This window comes from Pseudomonas sp. NPDC085632 (assembly GCF_044541255.1).
Lineage (GTDB): Bacteria > Pseudomonadota > Gammaproteobacteria > Pseudomonadales > Pseudomonadaceae > Aquipseudomonas.
Window position 1 is genome coordinate 31,549 of record NZ_JBITSX010000029.1, and the last position, 16,142, is coordinate 47,690.

Consider the following 16,142-nt stretch of genomic DNA (forward strand, 5'->3'; position numbering starts at 1 on the left):
GCGAGCAGGCTCGCTCCCACAGGAATCGACGATAAATCCAGATTTGTACAGGAGCATTGATGGACCGCCTCGCCGCCATGGAAACCTTCGTCTGCGTCGTCGAAACCGGCTCGTTTTCCGCCGCCGCCCGACGTCTGAACATTGGCCAGCCCGCCGTCTCGAAAACCATCGCGCATCTGGAAAAACGCTTGGCCGTCAGCCTGCTCCTGCGCTCGACCCGAGGCCTGACCCCGACCGAGGCCGGACTGGCCTTTTTCGAACGGGCCAAACGCGCCCTCGAAGAAGCCGATGAGGCCGACAACGCTGCGCGAGGCATCGCCAGCGGCCTGAGCGGCAACCTGCGCATCAGTGCCGCCGTGACCTTCGGCCGCCTGCACATCGTGCCGCAACTGGGGCCGTTCCTCGATCAGCATCCACAACTGAACATCGACCTGATGCTCGACGACCGCAACATCAACCTGGTTGAAGAAGGCATCGACGTTGCCTTCCGCATGGGTGCACTCACCGACTCAGGACTCACCGCCCGCAAGATCGCCGACTGCCGCCGCGTGGTGCTTGGCACACCGGCCTACTTTGCCAGGCAGGGCGAACCGAGCTGCCCCGCCGAACTGAGCAAACACCAGGCGGTCGTCTACAACCTCGGAGGGGGCAGCACCTGGGAGTTCGCCAAAGGCACGGAGAAACAATCAGTCATCATCAGCGGACGCCTGCGCGTCAGCGCGGCCGAAGGTGTGCGCGAAGCCGTACTGGCCGATCAGGGCCTGACCCTGGCTTCCGAGTGGATGTTCGCCCCGGAACTGGCCAGCGGCGCGGTGAAAACCGTCATGCACGACTGGACCCTGCCCGATCTGGATTTATGGGCGGTGTTTCCGACGGGGAGAATGGCGAGCGCCAAGGCGCGGGCGTTTGTTGAGTATGTTCAGGGGGTGCTGGCCTAGCCAATGCCCGTGAACGTAGTCAAACAACAGACAAAAAAACGGCGATCCTAAGATCGCCGTTTGCATTCACTGCCCGAACTGCTTGCCCAGCCCCGGCGGTACGCCGTGGATGTTGGTGTCTTCCCACGGGCCGTTCGGGCTGATCGAGCGGCTCCAGCCGTTGTTCCAGCGGTAGTAGGTGCGTTGGCGGTAGAAGGTGTTGGTCTGGTCGTCGAGGACGTAGACGCCGAGTTTCTGGTCCCAGTGGCTGTTACCGCCCGGTGGGGGGGCGAAGCTGGCCGAGGTGCGCGGCACGGGCTTGGTCGGTTTTGCCGGGATGCTTTTGCCTGGGGTCGGCGAGGTCGACGGCGTCGGACTCGGCTGCGACGGCGGGATCGGCGGCAGGTTGGTGGTCGGTTCCGGTCGTTGCACCGCACATGCACTCAAGCCCAGGGCCAGTGTGAGGACTGTGATTCGGGCGATGGTGTGCATGGCGGTGCTTTCCTGTTGTGCCCCGGCTATTTGTCCGGGCTGTCGATGGTCAGTTTTTGTAGCGCAGTGCTGCTGCTGGCCAGAGGGCCGCTGCGACCGACCCACTCGCCGGCAGTCGGTTGGCCGGCGCGTGAGATGCGCGCAACCAGTTGGACTTCAGGGAAGTTCGACAGTTTCAACTGCGGCATCATTGCGTCGGCATCGCCCAGTTCAACGGTCACCGGCAGATCGGCCACGGTCAAACGTTTGGCTGCCAATGGCGCGGGTGGGCCGGAGGTGGCGCGGGCGAAGATGAACACGCTGTCACCCGGTTGCACTTTGCCTCTGAGTTCGCTGGCCAGATCGACGCTGACTTTCAACAGCGCGGCCTTCGCGGCTATCGGTGCCTGAGCGACTTTGCCGCCACTGGCTTCCAAGCGCTCGGCGGCGCGTTTGATCCCGCCTTGCAGCGCGGCGCGGGAGCTGTCCTCCGGCGGCAATTGCGCGAGCAAGCGATTCCAGTAGTCGATCGCTTCTTGATAACGCTCGCCTTCAAACGCAGCGATGCCGAGCAGGCCGAGGCTGGTGACTTCTTTAGGATCGGCCTTCAGCGCTTCGTCGGTCAGCGCCTGGATCTTCGCCGACCACTTTTTGCCGTCAGCAAAATATTGCGCCTGCGCCCACTGGCCGAGCAGTTCCGGCTGACGACCGGCAAGGTTGGCGGCGCGTTCAAACATCTTCGCCGCGTCAGCAGGGCGCTCTTGCGCCATGTAGGTACGGCCGAGGAAATACAGACCTTCGGCAGAATCCGGTTGCGCCGCGACCGCACGTTCCAGACGTTGGGTCATCTCTTCCATCGACTGCGGTGCCTGGGCGAATTCGCGGGTCAGTTCGACCTTGTCGGCAGCGCCGAAGTGCATGTACAGACCCAGGCCCAACACTGGCACCAGGACCGCTGCCAGCAGCGGCATTGGTTTACCCAGTTTCGACACGCGCGGTGCGGCAACACCTTCGGTATCTGCCAGCAATTCACGTGCAGCCTCGGCGCGGCCGCTGTCCATTTGCGCAGCGTCGAGCACGCCTTCCGCCTGTTGCGATTGCAACTCGGCGACACGCTCCTGATACAGTGCAACGTTCAGGGCAGTCCGATCTTCTTCACGCTGGGCGCGACGTTCGCGCAGCACCGGGATCAGCAGAAAACTCAGGGCGACCAGAAGCAACAGCCCTGCGGCAAGCCAGAAATCAATCATTCTTGGTTTTTATCCAACAGTTGGTCGAGGCGCTGACGCTCATCGGCGCTAAGCGATTGCGGGGTTTCGGTGCGTTGCCCGCGACGACGGCGAACAATCACCGCGATCACCACCAATCCACCAAGCAGCAAACCGGCTGGACCAAACCACAGCAGCGCAGTCTTGGCATTGAGCGCCGGTTTGTAGCGGACGAAATCACCGTAGCGATCGACCATGAAGTCGATGATCTGCTGGTTGTCCTTGCCCTCGCCGAGCATGCGGAAAATCTCTTTGCGCAGGTCAGCGGCAATTGGCGCGTTGGAGTCCGCGATGTCCTGGTTCTGACACTTGGGGCAACGCAGTTCCTTGGTCAGTTCACGGAAACGCTCGCGATCAGCTTCTTTGGCGAACTCATACGTATCGATGGCGGCATGGGCGACACCGGCCAGACTCAAGCCCAACACCACAGCCGCTAAAAAACGCTTCATGGCTTGGCCTCATCGACCAGCGCCTGATACTTGGCGGCGAGTTTTTCGCGCCAGACCTGTTCATCGATCACGCCGACATACTTGTCGCGGATGATGCCCTTGGCGTCGATGAAGAAGGTTTCCGGCGCGCCGTACACACCGAGGTTCAAGCCCAGCGAGCCTTCGTCGTCGCGGATGTCCAGGACGTACGGATTGTGGAATTCAGCCAGCCACTTCAAGGCATCGGCGTTGGTGTCCTTGTAGTTGATGCCGTAGATCACCACGCCGCGCTCGGCGAGTTTGTTCAGCACCGGATGCTCGACCCGGCAGGAAATGCACCAGGTGCCCCAGACATTGACCAGTGCCGGTTTGCCGAGAATGTCAGCCTTGGTCAGGTTCTTGTCGCCCTGCACGTTTGGCAGGGAAAACTCCGGGAACGGCTTGTTGATCATCGCCGACGGCAGTTCCGCCGGATCAAGGTACAGACCGCGATAAAGAAATACCGCCACCAGCAGGAAAATCGCCAGTGGCACCAGCATCAGCCAACGTCTCATGCAGCCGCTCCCGTCATGCCCAGCGCTTCACGCACCTTGGCTTTCACCTTGACCCGATACCGTCGATCGAGCGCCGCCAGCAATCCACCCAGACCTGTGAGCAAGCCGCCGAACCAGATCCAGCGCACGAATGGTTTGACGTGCACGCGCACTGCCCACGCGCCGTTCTCCAGCGGTTCACCGAGGGCGACATAGAGGTCACGGGTGAAACCGGCGTCGATGCCGGCTTCGGTCATCACCGAGTTCTGCACGGTGTACAGACGTTTTTCCGGATGCAGTACGCTGACTTCCTTACCGTCACGAATGACACGGATGGTGCCTTTGTCCGAGGTGAAGTTCGGCCCTTCGAAGTGTTTGGCGCCTTCGAAGACAAAGTGATAACCGGCCAGGTCCATCGACTCGCCCGGCGCCAGACGCAGGTCGCGCTCGGCACTGTTCTGACTCGACAACACCACGCCCAACGCACACACAGCGATGCCGAGGTGGGCGATCTGCATGCCCCAATAGCTGCGAGTCAACGTCGGCAAACCTTTGATCAGGCCTTTGTGGCGGGTCTTGTCGAAAATGTCGCGTACACCGGCGAGCAACACCCATGCTGCGAGCAGGAAGGTCGCGATCACTGCCCAGTTGAAATCGCCATAAGCGACACCGGCAACCACCGCCAGCGCGACGCTGCCGAGCAGCACTGGCGTGAGCATGCTGCCCAGCCATTTCACCGGCGTGTCTTTCCAACGGACGATAACGCCGACCGCCATGACCATCATCAGCAACGCCATCAACGGAATGAACAGTGCGTTAAAGTACGGCGGGCCGACCGACATTTTCGCACCGCTCAGGGCATCGAGAATCAGCGGGTAGAGCGTGCCGAGCAGGATCATCGACGCGGCCACCACCAGCACCAGGTTGTTGCCCAGCAGCAGGGTTTCCCGCGACCACAGGTTGAAACCGACCTGACTCTTCACGACCGGTGCGCGCAGGGCGAACAAAGTCAACGAACCACCAACCACAAACAACAGGAAGATCAGAATGAACACGCCGCGCTCCGGATCGGAGGCAAACGCGTGCACCGAGGTCAGCACGCCGGATCGTACGAGGAACGTCCCGAGCAGGCTCAGCGAAAACGCGGCAATCGCCAGCAACACCGTCCAGCTCTTGAACACGCCACGTTTTTCCGTGACCGCCAGCGAGTGAATCAGCGCGGTGCCGACCAGCCAAGGCATGAAGGAAGCGTTTTCCACCGGGTCCCAGAACCACCAGCCACCCCAGCCGAGTTCGTAGTAAGCCCACCACGAACCGAGGGTGATGCCGATGCCGAGGAAGGCCCAGGCGACGATAGTCCATGGCCGCGACCAGCGTGCCCACGCTGCATCGAGTCGACCGCCCATCAACGCGGCGATGGCGAAGGCGAACGCCACCGAAAAGCCGACATAGCCCATGTACAACATCGGCGGGTGAACGATCAGGCCAATGTCTTGCAGCAACGGATTGAGGTCAGCGCCATTGCTCGGCATTTGCGGCAGGATGCGTTTGAACGGGTTGGACGTAAGGATCAGGAACAGCAGGAAACCGGTGCTGATCATGCCCATCACCGCCAGCACCCGCGCCAGCATCACCTGCGGCAACTGACGCGAAAATACCGACACCGCGAAAGTCCACCCGCCGAGGATCAGCGCCCACAGCAGCAACGACCCTTCGTGGGCGCCCCACACCGCGCTGAATTTGTAATACCACGGCAATGCGGTATTGGAGTTGTTCGCCACGTAGGCGACGGAGAAGTCATCGGTCATGAACGCGTAGGTCAGAATGCCGAAGGCGAAGAGCAGAAACGCAAACTGCCCCCACGCGGCCGGCTGCGCCAGACTCATCCAGAACCGGTCACCGCGCCAGGCTCCGACCAATGGCACCACGGCCTGAACCAGTGCAAAACATAGCGCCAGAATCATCGCCAGATGACCGAGCTCAGGAATAAAAATCGTCGACGTCATCGATCAACCCTCCTTCGCAGGCGTTGGCGCGGATTGACCGCTGTCTTTCAAGGCTTTGGTCACTTCCGGCGGCATGTACTTTTCGTCGTGCTTGGCCAGCACTTCATCGGCCACCACCACGCCGTCGGCGTTGAGCTTGCCGAGGGCGACGATGCCCTGCCCTTCGCGGAACAGATCCGGGAGGATGCCGCGATAGACGATAGTCACGGACTTGTTGAAATCGGTGACGACGAATTTGACGTCGAGCGAATCCGGCGAACGTTGCAGCGAGCCTTTCTCGACCATGCCGCCAGCACGGATGCGCGTGTCTTGCGGCGCTTCGCCGTTGGCGATCTGGGTCGGCGTGTAGAACAGATTGATGTTCTGCTGCAGGGCGCTGAGGGCCAGGCCGACGGCAGCGCCGACCCCGACCAGAATGGCCAGAATGATGATCAGACGTTTCTTGCGCAGCGGATTCACTTGCCGTTCTCCCGGCGCAGACGACGCGCCTCTTGTTGCAGATAGCGCTTGCGGGCCGCAATCGGCGCCACCACGTTGAGGATCAGTACCGCCAGACAGATGCCATAGGCCGACCAGACATACAGGCCATGATGGCCCATGGCGAGGAAGTCGCCGAATGAAGCAAAACTCATCGAGCGGCCTCCAGACTGTGCTGCACTTCTTCTTTTACCCAACTGGCGCGCGCTTCGCGCTTGAGTACTTCAAGACGCATGCGCAGCAACAGCACGGCACCGAAGAAGCAGTAGAAACCCAGCACCGTCAGCAGCAGTGGCAACCACATTTCCGCGGGCATCGCCGGTTTTTCGGTGAGGGTGAAGGTCGCGCCCTGGTGCAGGGTGTTCCACCACTCCACCGAGTATTTGATGATCGGGATGTTGATCACGCCGACGATGGCCAGCACGGCGCAGGCCTTGGCGGCGCTGTCGCGGTTGCTGATGGCATTGCCCAGCGCGATCACGCCGAAATACAGAAACAGCAGAATCAGCATCGAGGTCAGGCGCGCATCCCAGACCCACCACGAGCCCCAGGTCGGTTTGCCCCAGATCGCCCCGGTGACCAGCGCTACAGCGGTCATCCACGCGCCGATCGGAGCGGCGCATTGCAGGGCGACGTCGGCCAGTTTCATTTTCCACACCAGCCCGACCACACCGCACACCGCCAGCATCACGTAGATCGACTGAGCGAGCATCGCGGCAGGTACGTGGATATAGATGATGCGAAAGCTGTTGCCTTGCTGATAATCCGGCGGCGCGAAGGCCAGGCCCCAAACGACACCGACGCCAATCAGCAGCAACGCTGCAATGCTCAACCACGGCAAAAACTTGCTGCTGATGCCGTAGAACCACTTGGGCGAGCCGAGCTTGTGAAACCAGGTCCAGTTCATACTGTTTCCATCACGGGTGCCGCTCATCGGTGTGAGCAGTCTCAGGGTCTTTGCTGGTTAAATTTTAACCAGACCTCATTATTCGCCGACGCTGATCTTCAGGCCAGCAGCTATTGCAAAAGGTGTCAGGGTGATCGCCAGGGCGGTCAGGCTACCCAGCCACAGCAGATACCCGGTCGCCGGCATGCCTTGCAAGGCAGCCTGCAAGGCGCCACTGCCAAGGATCAACACCGGGATGTACAACGGCAGAATCAGCAGCGCCAGCAACAGGCCGCCGCGTTTCAAACCGACCGTCAGCGCCGCGCCCACCGCGCCGAGCAAGCTCAGCACCGGTGTCCCCAGCAGCAACGAAAGCAGCAAAACCGGCAGGCAGGCGGCAGGCAAACCGAGCATCAACGCCAGCAGTGGTGAGAGCAAAACCAGTGCCAGTCCGGAGAAGAGCCAGTGTGCCAGCACCTTGGCCAAGACCAGAAGTGGCAGCGGGTGCGACGAAAGGACCCACTGTTCCAGGGACCCGTCTTCGAAATCACTGCGGAACAGCCCGTCCAGCGAGAGCAGGACCGACAACAGCGCCGCCACCCAGACTAACCCGGGGGACAGGTTTTGCAACACTTGAGTTTCCGGGCCGACGGCCAGAGGGAACAACGCGATGACGATGGCGAAGAAAATCAGCGGATTGGCCAGCTCCGCCGGGCGGCGAAACAGCAGTCGGGACTCACGGGCAACCAACAGGCCAAACACACTCATACTGCCCAGTTCCCCAAATCGATGTCGCGATAACCGGCCGGCATCCGGCTCAGCGTGTGGTGCGTGGTCAACACCACCAGACCACCGCGCTCGCAGTGCCCGGCCAGATGTTCTTCGAGCTGCGCCACGCCCTGCTTGTCCAGCGCGGTGAACGGCTCATCGAGAATCCACAGCGGCGGGCTGTCCAGATACAAACGCGCCAGCGCCACACGGCGTTGCTGACCGGCGGACAGGCTGTGGCAGGGAACATCTTCGAAACCGCGCAATCCTACTGCTGCCAGCGCTTGCCAGATGGCGTCACGTTCGGCGGGATGATGCAGGGCGCAGAGCCAGGAGAGGTTCTCTTCCGGGGTAAGCAAATCCTTGATCCCGGGGGCATGGCCGATCCACAGCAGGTTGCGTGCGAGTTCGCTGCGTTGTTCGGTCAGCGGCTGGCCATTGAGCAGGACGTGCCCGGCGGTCGGCTGCATCAGCCCGGACAACAGGCGCAAAAGGCTGGTCTTGCCGCTGCCGTTGGGTCCGCTGATCTGCACCATATCGCCACTGGCGAGTCTCAATTCGAGATTTTCGAAGAGCAGCCGCAGATCACGTTCACACGCGAGGGCAACGGTTTGCAGGACAGGACTGGTCAAGGGATCACGGGCCTTATACGGTTCAAGTCGGCTCTGGCGCGGCCGTTAAAGAGATGCAGCATAGATGCATTGACGGCTCGATCTAGAGAGCTGGGTCAAACAATTGCTATGTTTTTTGAACGAAGCGCAAGACGGGCGGCATTATACATGCCGTGCCTTACTCTCAAGAGTGCATTTTCCTCAGGTTGTGTCCGCGTATGACAGGCGAAATGAACATCCTCCCGCTCCCGCCCACCACCCCGGCGACCGTTCGCCCGCAGGTCGGTGAGCTGCTCAAGCTGCTGACCCCGGTCGAAGGCCTGATCGGCGCCGGGCAAAGCGCCAAGGCCGAGGTGTTGTCGCTCAAGCAGGCGGATCAGACCTTTCAACTGTTGCTCAAGGTGACGCTGGACAGCGGCCGCCAGACCACCGTGCAAGCGACCAGCAACCTGCCGTTGCCGCAAGGCACCAGTCTGGCGATCACCCAGCCATCAGCGGGCAACCTGGCGATTACCGTGCAACAGGCGATTGCCAGCAGCGTCGCCGCCCTCACCCGCATCGACACCGCGCAATTGCCGGCCGGCACGCTACTGCAAGGCAAAGTGCTGACCTCGCAGGCGCTGCCGCAGACACCGGGGCAAGCCGCGGTATTCCGTTCGCTGGTCACTCTGCTCAATACCGCGCAGAGCGGCAGCACGCTGACCATCGACAGCCCACAGCCGCTGCGCATCGGCACTTTGCTGTCGGCGTTGGTGGAAGATTCACAAACCCTCAAATTCCTGCCTATGAGCAGCCGTCAGGAACAACTGGCCGTGAGTCAGCAACTGGTCGGTCAACAAAGTCGTCAGGCATCCCTGACGGGTTTACTGAGCGCGTTGCAAAATCTGCCGAGCGATACCGATCAGACATCGCAGGATTTGCGCGCAGTGGTCGACAAACTGCTCGCCAGCCTGCCGGACGTGCAACAACTGAGCACCGCCAAAGGCGTGGCACTGGCGCTGGCCAACAGCGGCGCGTTTCTCGAAGCCAAACTGCTGACCGGACAAAATCCGACGCTGGCACCGGACATGAAGGCCGACCTGCTCAAGCTGATTGCACAACTGACTCCGGGCCTGCCGAGCAGCACCAGTTTCAACGCGATCATCGCCGCCAACACCTTGGCGCAAGCGCTGCCAAGCTTCGTCCGCAACGCCCTTGGCATGCTCGGCCAGGTCAGTGCCAAACCGGTACCGAGCAGCTTCCCACTGCCCGACCGCTTGCTGCAAAGCCTGGAAGGCGAAGGCGATCTGGAGCAATTGCTGCGCCTCGCTGCTGCCGCTGTTTCGCGCCTGCAAAGCCATCAACTGTCGAGCCTGGAGCAGACCGGCGTCACCGACGACGGGCGTCTGCTCAGCACCTGGCAACTGGAAATCCCCATGCGCAACCTGCAGGACATCGTGCCACTGCAGGTCAAGTTCCAGCGTGAAGAAGCGCCGGAGCGCGAACCGCAACCGAACGAACGTCGCGATGAGCGCGAACCCAAGCAACAACTGTGGCGCGTCGATCTGGCGTTCGACATGGAACCGCTCGGGCCGATGCAGATTCAGGCGCAACTGATCGCCGGCAGCCTGTCCAGCCAACTGTGGGCCGAACGGCCGTACACCGCAGACCTGATCGAAAACAACCTGTTCGCCCTGCGCCAGCGCCTGCTTGATCGCGGGCTCAACGTCGGCGACATCGACTGCCACCTCGGCACGCCGCCGCAAGGCAACCAAACCCGCCTCGAACACCGCTGGGTCGACGAAACCGCATGAACGATTCCACTGCCCCACGCCAGGCCATCGCCCTCAAATACGACGGCAACCACGCCCCGACACTCACCGCCAAAGGTGATGACGAACTGGCCGAAGAAATCCTGCGCATTGCGCGCGATTGCGAAGTGCCGATTTATGAAAATGCCGAGTTGGTGCGCTTGTTGGCGCGCATGGAACTGGGCGACAGCATTCCCGAAGAGCTGTACCGCACCATCGCCGAAATCATCGCGTTTGCGTGGAATCTGAAGGGCAAATTCCCCGAGGGACAGGACCCGAATGCGCCGATGGTCGAGAAGGATGTGACCCTGCGCGGCGATGATTACTAAGCCTTAAAAGCAAAAGATCGCAGCCTTCGGCAGCTCCTACATGAGATATCTGTAGGAGCTGCCGAAGGCTGCGATCTCTTGATCTTGCTTCTAGTTCTTATGCAACTTGCGCATCAACTCCGCCTCAGCCTGGGTCAACCCGCAGGACTGAGTCAGTTCATCAACGCTTGCGCCCATGCCCACCAGCTTCGCCGCCTGGGCGAATGACAGGCTCGATGGATCGCGCTGTTCCAGCTGAACGATTTTGTCCGGCAATGGACCGACGACCGCGCGCAGCTCATGCAGGGCTTCGCCCATGCGCACGTTGCCGTTCTGGTAATCGTCGACACGTTTGGCCAGGTCCTTGATGCGCTGATCACGCAGCGCATCGCCCTGAGCCTGTTGCGCAGCGATTACGCGCTGCGCCTTGATGTACGACACAAACATTGCCAGCGTGCCTGCCCAGAAGAGGAACAGGACAATGACCGCGACCTCGAGAATCAATCAGATGTTCTCCAGGTCCGACCATTCTTCTTCGCTCATCATCTTGTCCAGCTCGACCAGGATCAGCAACTCGTTGTTCTTGTTGCACACGCCCTGGATGAACTTGGCCGACTCTTCGTTGCCGACGTTCGGCGCCGTCTCGATTTCCGACTGACGCAGGTAAACCACTTCGGCCACGCTGTCGACCATGATGCCGACGACTTGCTTGTCGGCTTCGATGATGACGATACGGGTGTTGTCGCTGATCTCACCGCTGTTCAGGCCGAAGCGCTGACGGGTGTCGATCACGGTGACCACGTTACCGCGCAGGTTGATAATGCCCAGCACGTAGCTTGGCGCGCCCGGCACCGGAGCGATCTCGGTGTAGCGCAGCACTTCCTGAACGCGCATCACGTTGATGCCGTAGGTTTCGTTATCCAGTTTGAAGGTTACCCATTGCAGGATCGGATCTTCAGAACCTTTTGCATTCGTCGCCTGACTACTCATACCCTGACCCCTCGAAAAAACCGCTCTGGGCGGTGTGTGTTCTGTGTGGCGGCATTCAACAATGCCGTCGCCTGATTGTTATGTCGGCTGCTATGTCGGTTTATGTAGCGGCTTGTGGCCGCTCAGGTGCTTTGCCCCACCACTGGCGATCAACTCGGCCAGTGCGGAAACGTCAAGCAATGCACACATGTGCTCAATCACGGTGCCGGCGAGCCATGGCCGCTGACCCCGGTGACTTCTCCATTTGATTTCATTCGGGTCCAGACGCAACGAGCGGCTGACCTGATGCACCGCCAGGCCCCACTCGTAACCTTGTACCGAAATCACGTACTGCAGGCCCTGACGGAAGTCATCGCGATAGCGATCCGGCATGACCCAGCGCGCGGTATCCAGCACTTTCAGGTTGCCGGCCTGGCTCGGCAGGATCCCGAGGAACCATTCCGGCTGACCGAACAACGGCGTCAGCTCGTGGCCGGCCAGCGAGTAGATCGAGCCGAGGCACACCAGCGGCACGGCCAGCGTCAGCCCGGCGACGTCGAACAGCAGGCATTCGAACGCTTCCGAGGCCCAGGCCGGACGGCCATCGGTTTCCACCGGTGGCGGCGTATTGTTCGGCGGCAGATGCACTTCCACCAGCGGCGGGACCAACGTCTGCTCGATGGGCGCGGGCGCGACCGGAGCAGGTGCTGGAGCCGCTTCGACCACTGCCGGTTCCGGCGCGGTTTTCAGCAATTGGGTTTGCAGCAGCGGTGCGAGTGTCGAGATCGATGCGCGAACCGGCTCGGCTTCTTCGATCAATGCAATCGGTGCTTTGGTCACCGCTGCGGCGGCAGGCGCGGCAACCGGCGCAGCAGGCCGGGCAGCCTTCTGCGCATCACGTGCCTGCTCTTCCAGTACCGCAGCCTGGAACTCGTCCAGCGCCTCGGTGCTTTCCACGATTTCAGGCTGCGCCTCAATGACCGGCGGCAGCTCTTCAGGAATTTCCAGCAGCAAATTATCCAGATAAGACTGCAGCGCCAATTGCGGACGCGATGTGAGCTTGATTGGGCGGTTCATGCTCACGCCACCTGCGGAACAAGTTGTTGCGCCAACAGGTGCTTGAGCAGCGCGCGATAGGCCAGCACGCCACGGCTCTTGCCGTCGAATTGCGACGGCGTGACACCGGCACGGCTGGCATCGCGCAGACGGGTATCGACCGGAATGTAACCCTGCCAGATCTCGTCGGGAAATTTGTCACGCAGCACACGCAACGTATGCATCGAGGCTTGCGTGCGGCGGTCAAACAGGGTCGGCACGATGCTGAACGGCAGCGCCTGTTTGCGCGAGCGGTTGATCATCGCCAGGGTGTTGACCATGCGCTCCAGACCTTTGACGGCCAGGTGTTCGGTCTGCACAGGGATCACCAGTTGCTGGCTCGCTGCGAGGGCGTTGACCATCAGCACGCCTAGCAACGGTGGGCTGTCGATGACCGCGTAATCGAAGTCCTGCCATAGCTGCGCCAGACTCTTGGCGATCACCAGACCCAAGCCACTCTGCCCAGGCGACTGACGCTCAAGCGTCGCCAGCGCGGTGCTCGACGGCAGCAGGGAAATACGTTCGTCACTGGTCGACAACAGCAACTGCCCCGGCAGACCTTGCGGCACGCTGCCCTTGTGCAGAAACAGGTCGTAATTGCTGTGTTCCAGGCTGTCGGGGTCGTAGCCGAAATAGCTGGTCATCGAGCCGTGCGGGTCGAGATCGACCACAACCACGCGCTTGCCCGCCTCGGCCAGCAATCCGGCTAAAGCGATGGAAGATGTGGTTTTACCGACACCACCCTTTTGATTGGCGACTGCCCAGACTCTCATTCAGTTCGTTCCTCCCGGCCGATATGCTCGACCGAGACATAGCTCAGCGTGTTAATGCGGGTGACGGAGAATTGACGGCACTCTCGCGTCCCGGCGTCTTGACCGGGGTCGGTGCAGTTTGTGTGCCAGCACGCTTCAACGCAGCGTCCGGTTGCGCATTGGCGGTTCCGGTGCCCGTGAGGCTGCGACGTACATCGAGATTGCGCGAGACCACCAGCACCACCCGGCGGTTTTTCCCCCGGCCTTCAGCGGTAGCGTTGTTGGCCACCGGTTGAAACTCGCCGTAACCCACCGATGCCAATCGGCCAGGGTTCACACCCTGCATGGCCAGCATGCGCACGATGCTCGCCGACCGCGCCGAGGACAGCTCCCAGTTGGTCGGGTACTGCGCGGTGCGGATCGGTTGATCGTCGGTAAAGCCTTCGACATGGATCGGGTTGTCGAACGGTTTCAGAATCGCCGCCACCTTGTCGATGATGTTGAAAGCGATGTCGCTTGGCATGGCGTCGCCGCTGCCGAACAACAGGCTGGAGTTGAGTTCGATCTCGACCCACAGCTCGTTGCCGCGCACGGTCATCTGGTTAGAGCTGATCAAGTCGCCGAACGCCGCGCTGATGTCATCGGCGATGCTTTTCAGCGGGTCACTGGCACCGGCGATACCGGCGTCGATCTGCTCGGCATCCTTGACAAGCGGCTTGGCCGGGGTCACGGTTTTCGGTCGTTCGTCGCCAATCTGGATCGGTTTGAGCGCGCGGTCGGAGTCTTTGAAGACGCCGACCAGCGCTTCGGAAATCTCTTTGTACTTGCCTTCGTTGATCGACGAAATCGAGTACATCACCACGAAGAACGCGAACAGCAACGTGATGAAATCCGCGTAGGACACGAGCCAGCGCTCGTGATTGACGTGTTCTTCCTGATGCCTGCGACGAGCCATGAGGTTATTCCCTTAATCCATGAAGCCTTGCAGCTTCAACTCAATGGAGCGAGGGTTTTCACCTTCGGCGATCGACAGGATCCCTTCCAACAACATTTCGCGATAACGCGACTGCCGCAACGCGATTGACTTCAGCTTGGCGGCGATTGGCAGCAACACCAGGTTGGCACTGGCCACACCGTAAATGGTCGCGACGAAAGCCACGGCGATGCCGCTGCCCAACTGCGTCGGATCGGCGAGGTTGCCCATCACATGGATCAGGCCCATCACTGCACCGATGATGCCGATGGTTGGCGCGTAGCCGCCCATGCTTTCAAAGACTTTTGCCGCTTCGATGTCGCGGGCTTCCTGGGTGTAGAAATCCACCTCGAGGATGCTGCGGATCGCTTCCGGCTCGGCACCGTCGACCAGCAGTTGCAGGCCTTTGCGCGAGTAATTGTCGGGTTCGGCATCCGCCACGCCTTCCAGACCCAGCAGGCCTTCCTTGCGTGCGGTGAGGCTCCAGTTGACGACGCGATCAATGCCACCGGCCAGATCGACCCGTGGCGGGAACAGAATCCAGGCGAGGATCTGCATGGCGCGCTTGAACGCGCTCATCGGCGATTGCAGCAGTGCGGCACCGATGGTGCCGCCCAGTACGATCAATGCCGCCGGGCCGTTGGCCAGCGCACCGAGGTGACCACCTTCAAGGTAGTTACCGCCGATGATGGCGACGAACGCCATGATGATCCCGATAAGGCTTAAAACATCCATCAGATACACGCCTCGACAATGTGTTTGCCGATGTCGTCGAGGCTGTATACCGCGTCGGCGAGGTCGGCTTTAACGATGGCCATCGGCATGCCGTAGATCACGCAACTGGCCTCATCCTGCGCCCACACGGCGCTGCCGCCCTGCTTGAGCAGACGCGCACCTTCACGGCCGTCAGCGCCCATGCCGGTCAACACCACCGCCAGAACTTTGTCGCCGTAGGATTTCGCCGCCGAACCAAAGGTGATGTCCACGCACGGCTTGTAGTTCAGGCGTTCGTCGCCCGGGAGGATTTTCACCGCGCCACGGCCATCGATCATCATCTGCTTGCCGCCCGGCGCGAGCAACGCCAGGCCCGGACGCAGGATGTCGCCATCCTCGGCCTCCTTGACGCTGATGCGGCACAGCTTGTCGAGACGTTCGGCGAAGGCCTTGGTGAACGCCGCCGGCATGTGCTGGATCAGCACGATCGGCGCCGGGAAATTCGCTGGCAACTGAGTCAGCACGCGTTGCAGGGCCACCGGGCCGCCCGTCGAGGTACCGATGGCAACCAGTTTGTAGGCCTTGCGTTTCGGCGCCGGCGACGACGCGCTGGCGGCTGGAGCGCGAGTCGGCGCTGGAGCGGGAGCCGGACGCGTTGGCGCGCTGGTGCTGTGGCTGCTATGGCTGCTGAAGCTGGATGCAGCCGGGGTCGGTGCAGGCGCAGGAGCAGCAACCGGCGCAGGCGCGCTGTAGGCACTGAAACGACGGTTACTGCGCGAAATGCTATGCACCTTCTCGCACAGCAACTGCTTGACCTTCTCCGGGTTACGGGAGATGTCTTCGAAATTCTTCGGCAGGAAATCCACCGCGCCGGCGTCCAGCGCATCCAGGGTGACCCGGGCGCCTTCATGCGTCAGCGAGGAGAACATCAACACCGGGGTCGGGCAGCGCTGCATGATGTGCCGCACTGCCGTGATGCCGTCCATCATCGGCATCTCGTAGTCCATGGTGATCACGTCCGGCTTGAGCGCCAGCGCCTGATCAATCGCCTCTTTACCGTTGGTTGCAGTGCCGACCACCTGAATGCTCGGATCCGCAGAAAGAATTTCCGAGACGCGGCGGCGGAAAAAACCCGAATCGTCCACCACCAGGACTTTGACTGCCATAAACACTCCA

20 protein-coding genes are annotated in these 16,142 nt (G+C 61.3%); 3 read left to right on the plus strand and 17 right to left on the minus strand.

Translation table 11 applies throughout. The features are described from left to right. Window positions 1–59 precede the first annotated feature (59 nt). Window positions 60–938: a LysR family transcriptional regulator gene (locus ACIF4X_RS18425; protein WP_397483234.1), complete on the plus strand. Its 879-nt coding sequence runs from the start codon at window positions 60–62 to the stop codon at window positions 936–938. A 66-nt stretch (window positions 939–1,004) separates the two neighbouring features. Here ACIF4X_RS18425 and ACIF4X_RS18430 read toward each other — a convergent pair whose 3' ends face one another. From ACIF4X_RS18430 to ccmA, 10 genes are all read right to left on the minus strand, one after another. Continuing rightward, window positions 1,005–1,409: a hypothetical protein gene (locus ACIF4X_RS18430; protein WP_064117383.1), complete on the minus strand. Its 405-nt coding sequence runs from the start codon at window positions 1,407–1,409 to the stop codon at window positions 1,005–1,007. A 26-nt stretch (window positions 1,410–1,435) separates the two neighbouring features. Continuing rightward, entirely contained in the window at window positions 1,436–2,638 is a 1,203-nt protein-coding gene (gene ccmI, locus ACIF4X_RS18435) for a c-type cytochrome biogenesis protein CcmI (protein WP_397483235.1), read from the minus strand. Then, window positions 2,635–3,105 carry a cytochrome c-type biogenesis protein gene (locus tag ACIF4X_RS18440; RefSeq protein ID WP_064117385.1) on the minus strand — a complete coding sequence of 157 codons (471 nt, stop codon included), beginning with the start codon at window positions 3,103–3,105 and terminating at the stop codon, window positions 2,635–2,637. The genes ccmI and ACIF4X_RS18440 overlap by 4 nt, the downstream gene beginning before the upstream one ends. Beyond that, window positions 3,102–3,638 (minus strand): DsbE family thiol:disulfide interchange protein, encoded by a 537-nt coding sequence (locus ACIF4X_RS18445; protein WP_158830022.1) that lies wholly within the window; start codon window positions 3,636–3,638, stop codon window positions 3,102–3,104. The genes ACIF4X_RS18440 and ACIF4X_RS18445 overlap by 4 nt, the downstream gene beginning before the upstream one ends. Further along, the gene (locus ACIF4X_RS18450) at window positions 3,635–5,623 is read right to left on the minus strand and encodes a heme lyase CcmF/NrfE family subunit (RefSeq protein WP_397483236.1); all 1,989 of its coding nucleotides are present in this window, start codon (window positions 5,621–5,623) and stop codon (window positions 3,635–3,637) included. The genes ACIF4X_RS18445 and ACIF4X_RS18450 overlap by 4 nt, the downstream gene beginning before the upstream one ends. Before the next feature lie 3 nt (window positions 5,624–5,626). Next, window positions 5,627–6,082, minus strand: a complete 456-nt coding sequence (gene ccmE, locus ACIF4X_RS18455) for a cytochrome c maturation protein CcmE (RefSeq protein WP_397483237.1) — start codon at window positions 6,080–6,082, stop codon at window positions 5,627–5,629. Continuing rightward, window positions 6,079–6,255, minus strand: coding sequence for a heme exporter protein CcmD (gene ccmD / locus ACIF4X_RS18460; protein WP_003222944.1), 177 nt, complete (start codon window positions 6,253–6,255; stop codon window positions 6,079–6,081). Before ccmD ends, ccmE begins: the two co-directional genes overlap by 4 nt. Continuing rightward, window positions 6,252–7,007, minus strand: coding sequence for a heme ABC transporter permease (locus ACIF4X_RS18465; protein ID WP_016987487.1), 756 nt, complete (start codon window positions 7,005–7,007; stop codon window positions 6,252–6,254). Before ACIF4X_RS18465 ends, ccmD begins: the two co-directional genes overlap by 4 nt. Window positions 7,008–7,085: 78 nt before the next feature. Continuing rightward, entirely contained in the window at window positions 7,086–7,754 is a 669-nt protein-coding gene (gene ccmB / locus ACIF4X_RS18470) for a heme exporter protein CcmB (RefSeq protein WP_007919970.1), read from the minus strand. Then, window positions 7,751–8,386, minus strand: coding sequence for a cytochrome c biogenesis heme-transporting ATPase CcmA (gene ccmA, locus ACIF4X_RS18475; RefSeq protein WP_397483238.1), 636 nt, complete (start codon window positions 8,384–8,386; stop codon window positions 7,751–7,753). Before ccmA ends, ccmB begins: the two co-directional genes overlap by 4 nt. A 197-nt stretch (window positions 8,387–8,583) precedes the next feature. Between ccmA and ACIF4X_RS18480 the strand changes: the two genes are divergently transcribed. After that, complete coding sequence (locus tag ACIF4X_RS18480; protein ID WP_397483239.1) at window positions 8,584–10,158, plus strand: flagellar hook-length control protein FliK; 1,575 nt, start codon at window positions 8,584–8,586, stop codon at window positions 10,156–10,158. Continuing rightward, on the plus strand, window positions 10,155–10,484 hold the full coding sequence (locus ACIF4X_RS18485; protein ID WP_141128997.1) for an EscU/YscU/HrcU family type III secretion system export apparatus switch protein: 330 nt from the start codon (window positions 10,155–10,157) through the stop codon (window positions 10,482–10,484). The genes ACIF4X_RS18480 and ACIF4X_RS18485 overlap by 4 nt, the downstream gene beginning before the upstream one ends. A 90-nt stretch (window positions 10,485–10,574) precedes the next feature. Here ACIF4X_RS18485 and ACIF4X_RS18490 read toward each other — a convergent pair whose 3' ends face one another. From ACIF4X_RS18490 to ACIF4X_RS18520, 7 genes are all read right to left on the minus strand, one after another. Next, window positions 10,575–10,967 carry a DUF2802 domain-containing protein gene (locus ACIF4X_RS18490; protein ID WP_322846361.1) on the minus strand — a complete coding sequence of 131 codons (393 nt, stop codon included), beginning with the start codon at window positions 10,965–10,967 and terminating at the stop codon, window positions 10,575–10,577. Further along, window positions 10,968–11,453: a chemotaxis protein CheW gene (locus ACIF4X_RS18495; RefSeq protein WP_007919980.1), complete on the minus strand. Its 486-nt coding sequence runs from the start codon at window positions 11,451–11,453 to the stop codon at window positions 10,968–10,970. Window positions 11,454–11,543: 90 nt separating this feature from the next. After that, the gene (locus ACIF4X_RS18500; RefSeq protein WP_397483240.1) at window positions 11,544–12,509 is read right to left on the minus strand and encodes a CheW domain-containing protein; all 966 of its coding nucleotides are present in this window, start codon (window positions 12,507–12,509) and stop codon (window positions 11,544–11,546) included. A gap of 2 nt (window positions 12,510–12,511) precedes the next feature. Then, window positions 12,512–13,300, minus strand: coding sequence for a ParA family protein (locus ACIF4X_RS18505; RefSeq protein ID WP_008077691.1), 789 nt, complete (start codon window positions 13,298–13,300; stop codon window positions 12,512–12,514). Between the two features lie 43 nt (window positions 13,301–13,343). Then, window positions 13,344–14,234 carry a flagellar motor protein MotD gene (motD, locus tag ACIF4X_RS18510; protein ID WP_064390875.1) on the minus strand — a complete coding sequence of 297 codons (891 nt, stop codon included), beginning with the start codon at window positions 14,232–14,234 and terminating at the stop codon, window positions 13,344–13,346. 12 nt (window positions 14,235–14,246) lie between these two features. Then, on the minus strand, window positions 14,247–14,987 hold the full coding sequence (locus ACIF4X_RS18515) for a flagellar motor protein (protein WP_016987476.1): 741 nt from the start codon (window positions 14,985–14,987) through the stop codon (window positions 14,247–14,249). Next, complete coding sequence (locus tag ACIF4X_RS18520) at window positions 14,987–16,132, minus strand: chemotaxis response regulator protein-glutamate methylesterase (RefSeq protein WP_108226835.1); 1,146 nt, start codon at window positions 16,130–16,132, stop codon at window positions 14,987–14,989. Before ACIF4X_RS18520 ends, ACIF4X_RS18515 begins: the two co-directional genes overlap by 1 nt. Between the last annotated feature and the right edge of the window lie 10 nt (window positions 16,133–16,142).

Excerpts from the sequence above, each read along its gene's own strand:
- ACIF4X_RS18425 (WP_397483234.1), top strand. The coding sequence starts at position 60 with ATGGACCGCCTCGCCGCCATGGAAACCTTCGTCTGCGTCGTCGAAACC.
- ACIF4X_RS18430 (WP_064117383.1), bottom strand. The coding sequence starts at position 1,409 with ATGCACACCATCGCCCGAATCACAGTCCTCACACTGGCCCTGGGCTTG.
- ccmI (WP_397483235.1), bottom strand. The coding sequence starts at position 2,638 with ATGATTGATTTCTGGCTTGCCGCAGGGCTGTTGCTTCTGGTCGCCCTG.
- ACIF4X_RS18440 (WP_064117385.1), bottom strand. The coding sequence starts at position 3,105 with ATGAAGCGTTTTTTAGCGGCTGTGGTGTTGGGCTTGAGTCTGGCCGGT.
- ACIF4X_RS18445 (WP_158830022.1), bottom strand. The coding sequence starts at position 3,638 with ATGAGACGTTGGCTGATGCTGGTGCCACTGGCGATTTTCCTGCTGGTG.
- ACIF4X_RS18450 (WP_397483236.1), bottom strand. The coding sequence starts at position 5,623 with ATGACGTCGACGATTTTTATTCCTGAGCTCGGTCATCTGGCGATGATT.
- ccmD (WP_003222944.1), bottom strand. The coding sequence starts at position 6,255 with ATGAGTTTTGCTTCATTCGGCGACTTCCTCGCCATGGGCCATCATGGC.
- ACIF4X_RS18465 (WP_016987487.1), bottom strand. The coding sequence starts at position 7,007 with ATGAACTGGACCTGGTTTCACAAGCTCGGCTCGCCCAAGTGGTTCTAC.
- ccmB (WP_007919970.1), bottom strand. The coding sequence starts at position 7,754 with ATGAGTGTGTTTGGCCTGTTGGTTGCCCGTGAGTCCCGACTGCTGTTT.
- ACIF4X_RS18480 (WP_397483239.1), top strand. The coding sequence starts at position 8,584 with ATGACAGGCGAAATGAACATCCTCCCGCTCCCGCCCACCACCCCGGCG.
- ACIF4X_RS18485 (WP_141128997.1), top strand. The coding sequence starts at position 10,155 with ATGAACGATTCCACTGCCCCACGCCAGGCCATCGCCCTCAAATACGAC.
- ACIF4X_RS18495 (WP_007919980.1), bottom strand. The coding sequence starts at position 11,453 with ATGAGTAGTCAGGCGACGAATGCAAAAGGTTCTGAAGATCCGATCCTG.
- ACIF4X_RS18500 (WP_397483240.1), bottom strand. The coding sequence starts at position 12,509 with ATGAACCGCCCAATCAAGCTCACATCGCGTCCGCAATTGGCGCTGCAG.
- ACIF4X_RS18505 (WP_008077691.1), bottom strand. The coding sequence starts at position 13,300 with ATGAGAGTCTGGGCAGTCGCCAATCAAAAGGGTGGTGTCGGTAAAACC.
- motD (WP_064390875.1), bottom strand. The coding sequence starts at position 14,234 with ATGGCTCGTCGCAGGCATCAGGAAGAACACGTCAATCACGAGCGCTGG.
- ACIF4X_RS18515 (WP_016987476.1), bottom strand. The coding sequence starts at position 14,987 with ATGGATGTTTTAAGCCTTATCGGGATCATCATGGCGTTCGTCGCCATC.
- ACIF4X_RS18520 (WP_108226835.1), bottom strand. The coding sequence starts at position 16,132 with ATGGCAGTCAAAGTCCTGGTGGTGGACGATTCGGGTTTTTTCCGCCGC.